The organism is Intrasporangium sp. (assembly GCF_039812505.1).
GTDB lineage: Bacteria > Actinomycetota > Actinomycetes > Actinomycetales > Dermatophilaceae > Intrasporangium_A.
Window position 1 is genome coordinate 1 of sequence record NZ_JBDIAQ010000111.1, and the last position, 11,689, is coordinate 11,689.

The window sequence follows — 11,689 nt, forward strand, 5'->3', positions numbered from 1 at the left end:
CATGCGCCAAGCCTACGGACCGCGCCCGGGCCGGGTGGGCGGCATACCCGTCAGGGGGCGGTGGCGCCGATCCGGCGCGCGATGTCCGTGGCGGCGCTCCGGGTGGCGGCGACGAGCTCGGCCAGGTGGTCCGCCGACCCGTCCTGCGAACGGAAGGTCAGGGCGATAGCCGCGAACGGCCGGCGGGCCCGGTCCAGGACGGGCACCCCGACCGAGGAGATGTCCGGCGTGACCGTGCCGTCCTCACGGGCGAACCCCTCCGCCCGGGTCCGCGCGAGCAGGCCGCGCAGCTCGGTCAGCGACGTCGGACCATGCCCGGTGCGCTGCACCAGGACGGCGCGGTCGCGGTACAGCGCGCGGATGCGTGACTGGGGCAGCGCCGACAGCATGGCCAGGCCGCTGGCGGTCAGGTGGGCGGGCAGCCGGACGCCGACGTCCGTGACGAGGGTGGGCTGCCCCACGGCGCGTTCCTCGAGCAGGTAGATGACGTCGTGCCCGTCGAGCGTCGCGAAGTGGGCGTTGCGCCCGACCTCGTCCACCAGCCGCCGGATGGTCGCGCGGGCGAGCCGCCCGAGCGGAGTCTGACGCTGGTAGGCCGAACCCAGCTCGTAGGCGGCGCAGCCGAGTCCGAAGCGCCGCTCTCGGGTGTAGTGGGTCACGTAGCCCCGCCCGCCGAGCACCTTGAGCAGGTGGTAGACCGACGACCGGGGCAGCCCGAGGTCCCGGGCGATCGCGGCCGCAGGCACCGGCTCCGCGTGCCGGGACAGGTGCTCCAGCACGTCGAGGGCGTTGGCCGCGGCCGGCGCGTTCGCCATCGGGCTGCCTTCCGTGTGACGTTCGTCAGTCTCGATGGTAGGTCCGGTGGCAGGCCCACCGACAGGTGCCGGGCGTCTCGGGCCCGAGACGCGGCGCCGACCGCAGCGGCGTCATCCGGCCGGGCGCGGGCGGTCAGGACCGTCGGGTCGGCTCGTCGGAGATATCGGCAACGGTCGCCTCGAACAGCCGGATGACGTCGTCGCCGTTCACCACCAGACCCACCCCGTGCGCCCCGCCGCCGATGCTGACCCGCCGCCCGACCAGGTGACTGTCGGCGATGACCGGCAGCCGCTCCCTGGCCCCGAACGGGGTGATCGTCCCGCGCTCGTAACCGGTCACCTGCCTCGCCGCGGCGGCGTCCGGCATGGAGATCCGGTTCGTGCCGAGCAGGGCGCGCACCTTGGCCCAGGAGAAGACCCGGTCGCCCGGGACGAGGACGAACACGTGCTCACCCTCCGACCGGCGCACGACCAGGGTCTTGACGAGGTCCGCCGGTGCGATGCCGTACGCGGCGGCTGCCTCGGCGAGGCTGCCCACCCGGCCGATGCGCCGGACCTCGACCTGGATCCCGGCCGCCCGGGCCGCCTCGATCGCGGGGGTGCTCGCAGCGTGCTGCGCTCCCGTATCGCCCCCCGCGTCGCCTCCGGCCATGACCCCACTGTAGGAGCGTCGCCGCGGTGGTCGGCCACCGGACGGGGACGGCCGCCCGCGGCGAGGGGGGCATGACGAGATCACGCGGATGTGACCCTCACTTGCAGGACAACGGCCGCGGTGGCTGAGAGGATGGGAGCACCGCAGCCGCGTCGGGCCGCCGCTGGCCCGCGTTGACGCGAGGAGGGTGCGACATGACCGCGTTCTGGTGCGAGCACGCTTGGCTGACAAGTGGCTTCGCCCACAGGGTACGTCTCGTCGAGGCGGGCGGGATCCTCAAGGAGGTCCAGAGCGGCGTGGACCCGCAGCCCGGTGACGTCTGGCTCGACGGCGTGACGCTTCCGGGCATGGCCAACACCCACAGCCATGCCTTCCACCGAGCGCTCCGCGGCCGGGTCAACGGCGGCGGCGGCAACTTCTGGAGCTGGCGCGAGCAGATGTATGCCGTTGCCGCGCAGCTCAACCCGGACACCTACTTCGCCCTGGCCCGGGCCGTGTACGCCGAGATGGTCGCCGCGGGGATCACGCTGGTCGGGGAGTTCCACTACGTCCACCACCGCCCGGGCGGCAAGCCCTTCGGCGACCCGAACGCGATGAGCCTGGCCCTGCGGCACGCGGCCGAGGAGGCGGGACTCCGGCTGACGCTGCTCGACACGTGCTACCTGGCGGGGGGCCTGACCGGCGACGGTCACACCCCGCTGCACCCGGGCCAGCTGCGCTTCAGCGACGGGTCGGTCGAGGCCTGGGCCACCCGGATGTCGGCGCGCCGGCACGAGACCGACCGGGTCCGACTCGGTGCGGCCATCCACTCGGTGCGGGCGGTGCGTCGCGAGGACCTGCCCGAGGTGGTCGCCGCCGCCGGGGACCTGCCGCTGCACATCCACCTGTCCGAGCAGCACGGCGAGAACCTGGCCTGCCAGATGTACTACGGCCGGACGCCCGCACAGCTGCTGGCCGATGCCGGCGCCCTGGGCCCGAGCGTGACGGCCGTGCACGCGACCCACCTGACCGACGAGGACATCGAGCTCGTCGGGGGGACGGGCACCGGAGTGTGTATCTGCCCGACCACGGAGCGCGACCTGGCCGACGGGATCGGCCCGTCCCGGGCCCTTTACGACGCCGGGTCGCCGATCAGCCTCGGCACCGACCAGCACGTGGTCATCGACCCGTTCGAGGAGCTGCGCGGGCTCGAGATGAACGAGCGCCTGGTGTCCAACGAACGCGACCGCTTCTCGCCGGCCGACCTGCTCCTGGCGGTCACCTTCAACGGCTACCGTGCGCTCGGCTGGTCGGACGGCGGGCACCTGTCCAAGGGGGCGTTGGCCGACTTCGTCACCGTGCGCACCGACACCGTCAACACCGCCGGTGCGGCGCCGGAGCAGATCCTCTACGCCGGGGTCGCCTCCGACGTCTCGACGGTCGTGGTCGGCGGCGACGTCGTCGTGACCGAGGGCCACCATCGGCTCGGCGACCTGGGGCGGCTGCTCGAGACCTCGATCCAGCGCGTCATCGGGGGCTCGGCGTACTGAGGGCCGCCCGAGCGAGCGCCGCCCGAGCGGCTCAGGTCGTCGAGGACCCGCGAGCCGGCTCGGCGCCGATCCACTTGACCGAGCCCGGGCCCGGGTTGATCAGCCCGGTGTGCCCGTCCGACCACTCGACCAGGTAGGGCGGCCCGCCGTCGGCACCGTGCACCTCCCGGATCACTCCCTGACGGCTGACCTGGCCGACACGCTCGGTGGTCATCGTGATCGCGTCTCCGACGTTCGCCTTCATCCCTGCCTCCCTGGGGGGTCCTGCCGTGCCGGTGCTACCAGCACATCACGTCGCCGCCGTGTTCGGAAGGGCCTTGGTCCCGAGGCCCGGTCCGGTCCGCGTCACCGGGACGGGTCAGTCCAGCAGGACGCGCTCGAGGTAGCGCGGCACCGAGACCGCGCAGTCGAGCTCACCGCGGATCCGGTCGGCCAGCGCCCGGCTGGCGGCGGCCTCTCCGTGCACGACGTGGACCGTCTCGGGTGGCTCGGGCAGCTCGGCGAGCCACCCGACGAGCTCGTCGGCGTCGGCGTGCACCGAGAAGTCCTCGAGCTGGACCACCTCGGCCCGCACGCGCACGTAGCGACCTGCCATCTTGACCTCGCGCGCCCCCTCGGCCAGGTCCCGACCGCGTGTCCCGACAGCCTGGTAGCCGGTCAGCAGCACGGTGTTGCGGGCCTGGGGCAGCAGGTGCGCGAGGTGATGGATGACCCGCCCCCCCGTGGCCATGCCGGAGGCGGACACGATGATGCACGGCTGCCCCGGGTTGTTCAGCCGGATCGATTCCTCGGCGGTCCGGGCCGCGTGCAGCTGCGGGATCGAGGCGACGGCGTCGAGGGCGGCCGGGTCGACCTCGTCGGCGTGCGCCGGGTCGTGGTAGACCGCGAGCGTGGCCAGGGCCATCGGGCTGTCGACCCAGACCGGCACGTCCGGGACCAGGCCTCTGGCGATCAGGTCGGCCAGGGCCAGCAGCACGATCTCGGTCCGGTCCACCGCGAAGGCCGGGATCACGACCGATCCGCCGCGCCCGATGGTCCGCCGGATCGCGTCGGCCAGCACGGGGTGGTCGGGGTCGACCGCGGGGTGGCTGCGGTCGCCGTAGGTCGACTCGATGACGACCGTCCGCGCGGCCGGCGGCGGCTCCCGGTCCCGCAGGATCGGGTGGCTGCCGCGCCCGAGGTCGCCCGAGAACAGGACCGACCAGCCGTCCCCACCGACGTGGACGCACGACGAGCCGAGGATGTGCCCGGCCCGGCGGAAGCTCAGCGTCATACCGTCCAGCTCGACGACGCGACCGGGCGGGCACGGCCGCAGCAGCGCGATGGCGTGCTCGGCATCCCCGCTCGTGTAGAGCGGGCGCGGCTGAGCGTGCTTGGACCAGCCGTGGCGCCGGGCGTTCTCGGCGTCCTCCTCCTGCAGATGGGCGCTGTCGCGCAGCACGATCGCGGCGAGCGCGGCCGTCGCGGGTGTCACGTGGACCGGGCCGGCGAACCCCTCGCGGACCAGCGCGGGCAGGTAGCCGCAGTGGTCGAGGTGGGCGTGGGTCAGGGCGACGTCGCCGATCGTGCTCGGGTCCACCGGCAGCGCGTCCCAGTTGCGGCGGCGCCACTCGCGCTCGCCCTGGTAGAGGCCGCAGTCGACCAGCAGCCGCCGGTCGCCCCGGTCGAGGAGGAACTTGCTGCCGGTTACGGTCCCGGCTGCACCGAGGAACGTCAGGGACGGGTCCGGCCGGATACCCATCGGCGGGGTCAGGTGGTGGCCTGCCCGGCCTGCGCCTCGGAGTGCTCGAGTGCCTTCGCGAGCTTCTTCTGCGCCTTCCTCTCGCGCCTCGTCGGCTTGGTCTCGACGAGGTGCGCGGGCAGGTGCCCGGTCGAGTCCCGGAAGTACTTCGCGGCCTTGCGCTCCCCGAGGATCTTCATCCCGGCCAGCAGCATCGCGGACAGGGCGGTGTACGCGACCACGTCGCGCGTGCGCGTCCCGTCGTAGTCACTCTTGACGGGTACCGGCCGGCCGGTCAGCATCCGCCACAGCTTCGGCGCGAGAGCAGTGGCCGCCCTCGAGGCGACGACTGCCACCACGACCGTCATGACCTTCCAGACGATGTTGCCGAGCGCCCCCCCGGACGACTGCGTGCCCTCGTGCTTCGACTCTGTCATAGGGCCAGAGTAGAGTCAGCGCTGGAACAACTGAACACGCACGACCCCACCACACGACAGGGGAGCGCACCACGCGCTGAGAGTGCGGCACCGCCGCAGACCCTCGAACCTGCTCCGGTTAGCACCGGCGAAGGGAGTCGGGACATCTCAGGCCCACAGTCGCTGCGTCGCTGTTCACGACGTATGCCGCTGTGTGCCTCCCCGCGGTATCCATCCTTGAGTTACCCGGGAGTTGTCGAACAACCATGAAGGACATCACCGCGTCCGCCCCGCTCGCGCGCTGGCGGACCATCGACCTGCTCACCTGCGCCTTCCTGGGCGTCGCGTTCGGCGTCGCCTACTGGGGCTGGGGCCTGCTCTACGAGGCCCCCTCGACGGTCGTGAAGGCCGTCTTCCCGCCGCTCGCGGCGCTCTTCGCCTGGCCGTGGCTGGTGGCCGGGATCGTCGGGATGCTCGTCATCCGCCGGCCCGGCGCGGCCGTCTTCACCGAGCTGCTCGCCGCGGTCGTCTCGGCCCTCGTGGGAACCCAGTGGGGCCTGACGACGCTCGTGTCGGGCTTCGTCCAGGGCCTCGGTGTCGAGCTCGGCTTCGCCGCCTTCGGGTATGTCGCCTTCCGCTGGGGGCCGCTGCTGGTCGGCGGGTTCCTCGGCGGCGCCTTCGAGGCCGTCTACGAGTGGTATTCGTACTGGCAGGACTGGGCCTGGAGCTACAAGATCGCCTACCTTTTCCTCTTCGGCGCCTGCGTCGCGGTATTCGGCTCGCTGCTCGCCCTCGGGCTGACCCGGCTGCTGGCCAATGCCGGCGCGCTGAACCCGTTCCCGCCGGGGCAGGAGGTCCGCGAGCGGCAGGCGATGCGGGAGCGGCAGGCGATCTGAGGTGTCACGCACGGGCTCCCCACGGGTCGAGGAGTCCCCGGACCCGGTCCGCGCCGGGCACCCGGAGCCGGGGGACGAGAGGGACGCCGCGGCGGACCGGCCGGTCCCCGCGGTCGAGGTGCGCGGGCTGACCTGGCGGCCGTACGGTCGCTCGCGGCCCGTCCTCGAGGGCCTCGACCTGACCATCTCACCCGGCGAGCGGGTCCTGCTGGCCGGGCCGTCCGGTTCGGGCAAGTCCACCCTGCTGCGGGCCATCGCCGGGCTGCTGCTGACCGCCGACTCGGGGGAGCTGGCCGGCACCGTCACAGTCGACGGCAGCGCGCCGGCGGCCGCGCGGGCCGGCGCCGTCGGTCTCGTCCTGCAGGACCCGGGGGCCGGTGTCGTCGCCTCGACCATCGAGCGTGACGTCGCCTTCGGCCTCGAGAACGTCTCGGTGCCGCGCGAGCAGATGCCCGACCGGGTCCGCACCGCGCTGGCCGAGGTGGGCCTGACGATGCCCGGCACGAGCTCGCCGGCGACCCTGAGCGGGGGCGAGTCCCAGCGGCTCGCCCTCGCCGGGGCGCTCGTCATGGAGCCGACCGTGCTGCTGCTCGACGAGCCCACGGCGATGCTCGACCCGCAGACCGCCGCGACGGTGCGCGAGGTCGTCGACCGGGTCGCGCGCCGGCACCACCTCACCGTGGTCGTCGTGGAGCACCGGCTCGAGGGGTGGCTCGACCAGGTCGACCGGCTGGTCGTGCTCGACGCCTCGGGTGCGGTCGTCGCCGACGGACCCCCGGCGCCGACGCTGCGGGAGCGCGGGGACGACCTTGCCGCCCAAGGGGTCTGGGTTCCCGGGGTGCCGGATCCCGAGCCGCTCGAGATCGCCCTGCCGCCGTCCGGGGGAGCGGCCGGGCTCGTCCCTGAGGGGGAGGCGGTGGTCAGCGCCGAGTCCGTCACGGTGCAGCACCGCAGCCGACGGCTGGGCGCGGCTTCGCGGGTTACCGTCGCGGTCCGGGACGAGAGCTTGCGGGTGGGGGCCGGGGAGACGGTCGCGCTCGTCGGGGCGAGCGGGGCGGGCAAGTCGTCGCTGCTGACCGCGGCGGGGGGGCTGGTCGCCCCGGCCTCGGGGCAGGTCGCGCTGGACGGACGGCTCGCCGCCGCGGCCCGGCGGACCGGGCGGGGGCCCGGCGCGGGGCCGGCGGAGGTGCACTCTCGATGGGGAGAAGGGCACTCTCGATCGGGACGGGTGCACTCTCGATCGGGACGGGTGCACTCTCGATGGGGAGAAGGGCACTCTCGATCGGGACGGGTGCACTCTCGATCGGGGAAAGGGCACTCTCGAACGCCAGAGATGCGCCCGGACCGCTGGCCCTCGAAGGTCCTCGCCCGGGCCGTCGCGTGGATCCCGCAGCGCGCCGCGACCACGATCGTCGCCCGGACCGTGCGCGACGAGGTCCTGACCACTCCCCGGGCGGTCGGCCTCGACCCGGCCGCCTCGGCCGATCGCGCCGACGCGCTGCTCGCGGCCCTCGGCCTGGCGCACCTGGCCGACGTCGACCCGCGGAACCTGTCCGGGGGCGAGCAGCGGCGGCTTGCCGTCGCGGCCGCGATCGCGCACGGTCCCGCCCTCGTGCTGGCCGACGAGCCCACCGTCGGCCAGGACCGCCTGACCTGGTCGGCCGTCATGGGCGTGCTGGCCACGGCCGAGCAGGAGGGCGCGGGGGTCCTCGTGACCACCCACGACACGGGTGTCACCGCCCGGGCCCGGCGCGTGGTCCGACTGGAGGCACCCGTCGCCTCCCCCGTCCCGGAACGCAGCGGCCCGGTGCGAGCAGGGGCGCCCGAGCAGGGGACGGCGGGCGAGCGGGACGCGGCGCCGGAGCAGCAGCCGGCTGAGCGGCATACCCTCATCTCCCGGGTCGGGCCGCTGGGGCTGCTGCTGGCCGCCCTCTCGGTCCTCGTGCTGCCCGCGCTGCTGCAGAGCTGGCGACAGGGCCTGGCGGTCCTCACCGTCCAGGTCGCGCTGGGTCTGCTCGGGCTGGCCGCCCCCGGGCCCGGGCGGTCCCCCACCGGGCGCGTCGCCGGCGTGCTGCGTCGGCTCGCCCCGGCGCTGCTCGCCGTCGTCGGCGTGGGGTGGTCGGCGTGGCTGCTCGGGGGCCGCGACGTCGAGGTTGCGGCCGGGGCGGCACTGCGGGTGACCTGCCTGGTCGTCCCGTCGGCCTTCGTGGTCGGCTACCTCGACCCGGAACGGCTCGGCGACCACCTCGCGCAGCGGCTGCACCTGCCGGCTCGCGCGGTCGTCGCGGCGACGGCCGCGCTGCAGCGTGTGCAGTCCTTCGACGTGTTGTGGGCCGAGCTGCTGACGACCCGCCGGGTGCGCGGCATCCGGGCCGATCACGGCCCGGTCGCGAGGCTGCGCGAGGTCGGCGCGGTGACCGTCGGGCTGCTCGTCGGGGCGCTCGGGCAGGCCGGCGTCCTCGCGCTCGCCATGGACGCCCGGGGGTTCGCGGGCGCGCACCGGCGCTCCTGGGCCGGCCCCGCACCGTGGCGGCTCGCCGACTCCCTGGCGGTGCTCGCCGGGCTCGTCGTCATCGGCGCGGCCGTCGCGGCCCGCTCGGTGTGGCCCGGCTGAGCGTCGGCTCAGCGCGCCGCGACCCGTGCCCGACGGTCGGCATTGCACAATGGCGACACCCCGACGGGAGGAGAGCGAGTGCGACCGACACGACCGGTACCGCCGACCCGCCGCAACGTCCGGGCGTGGCCGCGGGCCTCCGGTGCCGCCCTGCTCTGCCTTCCGCTGGTAGTCGGGCTCGGGGGCTGCGGACAGCCGACGAGCCCGGCCCCGAGCACCCCGACCACCGTCGACGTGCCGATCCAGCCGACGATCGCCCCCGTCGGCCCGGACGCGCTCGAGACGGCGCCGCCGGACCCCTCGGTCGCGGCTGGTGACAGCCTCTACGACGCGTCCGCTGCGCTGACTGGTGCGACCTGCACGGCGAAGGGCGGCTCGTGGAGCTTCTCGGGCCTGCTGACGAACGCGAACCAGACCCCCGAGACCTACACCGTGGGCATCAGCCTGCTGCGGGCCGCCGACCTCAGCCCGGTGTTCACCACGGAGGTCGTCGTCACGGTGCCGGCCGGCGCCAGCTCCCCGGTCGAGGCACAGGCCTTCCACCGCGCCCCCGCCAAGGGCCTGACCTGCCTGACCGGCGTCACCGTCAAGGAGCAGTGATGCGCCTCCTCCTCGTCCGGCACGGGCAGACGGCGGCCAACGTCGCGCGTCGGCTCGACACCGCGCGTCCCGGCTTCGACCTGACCGAGGTCGGGCGCGAGCAGGCGGTCGCGCTGGCCCACCGCCTCGAGCACGAGCGGCTCGACGCCATCTACGCGTCCGACCTCGTGCGCACCCAGCAGACCGCGGCACCCCTTGCGGCCACCCTCGGCCTCGGGGTCGTCGTGCTGCCCGGGCTGCGCGAGATCCAGGCCGGGGACTACGAGATGTCCACGGACTGGGGGCCCTACGTCGAAACGGTCGCGACCTGGCACGACGACCCGACCCGGGCGATACCCGGTGGGGACTCCGGGGTCGACTTCCTGACCCGCTACCGGAGGGCTATCCACCGCATCGCCGCGTCCGGGCACGAGCGCGCCGTCGCGGTCAGCCATGGCGCGGCGATCCGGGTCTGGTGCTCGTTCGCGCTGGACCTGCCGGCCGGCTTCCTCGACGGCCGCCGCATGGACAACACCCTCGTCGTCACGGTCGAGGGCGACCCCGACGCGGGCTGGCGGCTGCTCTCCTGGGGCGACGAGCCGGTCCCGCATGACCGCTGACCGGCGCAGCCCGGCCGGATGGCGGTGGCTCGGCGTCGGGGCGGCGGTCGGGCTGGCCGCCGCGTCGTGGGGCGCCGGCTCCCGGCCCACCCTGCACACCGCGGTCCTCTGGCCCGGCCTGCAGTGGTGGTCCCCGTCGGGCGGGTCGCCGGCCGCCGCCCTGGTCGCCGTCGTGGCGATGGCGGTGCTGGTCCTGGCGTGGTGGCGGCTGCGCCACGCGGAGGTGTCGCTGGGCTGGTGGTGGGCGACCGCGGGTGCGTGGTTCCTGCCGCTGGTCGCCTCCGTGCCCCTCTACAGTCGCGACCTCTACTCGTATGCCGCCCAGGGTGCCCTCTGGCATCAGGGGCTCTCGCCCTACGAGCACACGGTCCGCGAGCTCGACTCGCCCTGGCGGTTCTCGACCGCGCCGACCTGGCTCGACTCGACCGCGCCGTACGGGCCGGTGTTCCTGCTGGTCGCGCGGGGTGTGGCGGCCGGGTCCGGCGGGCACCTGTGGCTGGCCCTGCTGCTGCTGCGGCTGGTCGCCGTGCTCGGGGTCGTCGTCATGGCCTGGGCCGTCGCCGACCTGGCCGCACGGCTCGGGGTGATCTCGCCGGAGCGGGCGACCTGGCTCGGGGTGGCGACCCCGCTGGTCGGGGCGCACTTCGTCAGCGGCGGGCACAACGACGCGCTCATGGTCGCCGGGATGCTGCTGGCCCTGGCGCTGGCCCTGCGGCGGCGGCTCGTCTGGGCCGGCGTCGTGCTCGGGCTGGCCACGATGGTCAAGCTGACCGCGATCGTGGCGCTGCCCTTCGTCGTGCTGCTCGCGCAGCTGCCCGCCTCCTCGGGCGTGCGGTCCGAGGTGTTCCGCTGGCGGGACCGGGTGCGCGAGTACCTCGGACCGGCGGTGGTGGGGGTAGCCGCGACGGCGGTGACGGTCGTGGCCGTCACGTTCGGCACCGGCCTGGGCTGGTCGTGGCTGAACCCCGCGGCCACCTCGGGCAAGAACGAGCAGTGGACCTCGCTGCCGACCGGCCTGGGCATGGCGGTCGGCGCGGTAGGGCACGTCCTCGGCCACGACGACTGGCGCGACACCGGGATCGCGGTGCTGCGCACGGTCGGGCTCGGGGTGCTGGCGCTGCTGCTGGTCGTCATCTGGCTGCGGGCGCTGCGGTTCGCGACCGACCGGGCGCTGGTCGTGCGCGCCCTCGGTTGGGCCCTGCTGGCGGTCGTCGTGCTGGCGCCGGCGTTCCTGGGCTGGTACTTCCTCTGGGTGCTCCCGGTCCTGGCGGTGTCGGTGGCCGCGCGACCCGGTAGCGCCACGCGTGGGCGGACGCGCACCTGGCTCGCCGTCGCGGCGACGGTGCTCTGCTTCGCCCAGCTGCCCGACGGCTACAGCCTCGGCCTGACGACGACCGCGGTCGGCGTGCCGGTCGACCTCGTCGTCACGGTGCTGCTGGTCCGGGCGGGCTGGCGCTGGGCCCGCCGACCCCGATCGAGCGTGCCCTCCTCCTGATCCAGAGTGCACTACTCCTGATCGACCGTGCACTACTCCCCGTCGAGAGTGCCCTACTCCCCGTCGAGAGTGCAGTACTCCTGATCGACCGTGCACTCCTCCCCATCGAGCGTGCCCTACTCCCCATCGACCGTGCACTCCTCCCCATCGAGAGTGCAGCGCACCTCGACTCGAGAACGCCGGCACGATACCCGGCGAGTCGAGCACGGCGCCAACCGCGGCGTGCCGATCACTCGCCTCTTCTCGCCCTGGTCCGGGCCGAGCCCCTGAGCTCGGCGCTGGGTCTGGAACTGGTGACAACCCCCGGCATCGCGACCATCTCGGCCGGCGCCACGTTGGTCCGGGACCCCCAG

Annotated in this window: 11 protein-coding genes and 1 riboswitch; of the genes, 6 read left to right on the plus strand and 5 right to left on the minus strand. The window is 74.3% G+C overall.

What is annotated here, in order from left to right:
• Positions 1-50: 50 nt before the first annotated feature.
• Positions 51-815, minus strand: a complete 765-nt coding sequence (locus WMI84_RS13295) for an IclR family transcriptional regulator (RefSeq protein WP_347353913.1) — start codon at positions 813-815, stop codon at positions 51-53.
• 133 nt (positions 816-948) lie between these two features.
• Positions 949-1,467: a YbaK/EbsC family protein gene (locus WMI84_RS13300; RefSeq protein WP_347353915.1), complete on the minus strand. Its 519-nt coding sequence runs from the start codon at positions 1,465-1,467 to the stop codon at positions 949-951.
• 194 nt (positions 1,468-1,661) lie between these two features.
• On the opposite strand from WMI84_RS13300, the gene WMI84_RS13305 reads away from it, so the two are divergent.
• Positions 1,662-2,996, plus strand: a complete 1,335-nt coding sequence (locus WMI84_RS13305) for a formimidoylglutamate deiminase (RefSeq protein WP_347353917.1) — start codon at positions 1,662-1,664, stop codon at positions 2,994-2,996.
• 31 nt (positions 2,997-3,027) lie between these two features.
• Here WMI84_RS13305 and WMI84_RS13310 read toward each other — a convergent pair whose 3' ends face one another.
• From WMI84_RS13310 to WMI84_RS13320, 3 genes are all read right to left on the minus strand, one after another.
• A complete protein-coding gene (locus WMI84_RS13310; protein ID WP_347353919.1) occupies positions 3,028-3,240 on the minus strand; it encodes a DUF1918 domain-containing protein in 213 nt (70 codons plus the stop codon).
• 114 nt (positions 3,241-3,354) lie between these two features.
• Entirely contained in the window at positions 3,355-4,737 is a 1,383-nt protein-coding gene (locus WMI84_RS13315; RefSeq protein WP_347353921.1) for an MBL fold metallo-hydrolase, read from the minus strand.
• 8 nt (positions 4,738-4,745) lie between these two features.
• A complete protein-coding gene (locus tag WMI84_RS13320; protein WP_347353923.1) occupies positions 4,746-5,153 on the minus strand; it encodes a DUF4235 domain-containing protein in 408 nt (135 codons plus the stop codon).
• A 48-nt stretch (positions 5,154-5,201) separates the two neighbouring features.
• A riboswitch (TPP riboswitch) is annotated at positions 5,202-5,306 on the plus strand.
• A gap of 92 nt (positions 5,307-5,398) precedes the next feature.
• Here WMI84_RS13320 and WMI84_RS13325 point away from each other — a divergent pair.
• The 5 genes from WMI84_RS13325 to mptB all read left to right on the plus strand — a co-directional run bounded on the left by WMI84_RS13325 (position 5,399) and on the right by mptB (position 11,336).
• Complete coding sequence (locus WMI84_RS13325; RefSeq protein ID WP_347353925.1) at positions 5,399-6,028, plus strand: ECF transporter S component; 630 nt, start codon at positions 5,399-5,401, stop codon at positions 6,026-6,028.
• A gap of 1 nt (position 6,029) precedes the next feature.
• Positions 6,030-8,642, plus strand: coding sequence for an ATP-binding cassette domain-containing protein (locus WMI84_RS13330; RefSeq protein WP_347353927.1), 2,613 nt, complete (start codon positions 6,030-6,032; stop codon positions 8,640-8,642).
• Between the two features lie 78 nt (positions 8,643-8,720).
• Complete coding sequence (locus tag WMI84_RS13335) at positions 8,721-9,242, plus strand: hypothetical protein (protein WP_347353929.1); 522 nt, start codon at positions 8,721-8,723, stop codon at positions 9,240-9,242.
• Entirely contained in the window at positions 9,242-9,841 is a 600-nt protein-coding gene (locus tag WMI84_RS13340) for a histidine phosphatase family protein (protein ID WP_347353931.1), read from the plus strand. Before WMI84_RS13335 ends, WMI84_RS13340 begins: the two co-directional genes overlap by 1 nt.
• Positions 9,831-11,336 (plus strand): polyprenol phosphomannose-dependent alpha 1,6 mannosyltransferase MptB, encoded by a 1,506-nt coding sequence (gene mptB, locus WMI84_RS13345; protein WP_347353933.1) that lies wholly within the window; start codon positions 9,831-9,833, stop codon positions 11,334-11,336. Before WMI84_RS13340 ends, mptB begins: the two co-directional genes overlap by 11 nt.
• The last annotated feature ends 353 nt before the right edge of the window (positions 11,337-11,689 follow it).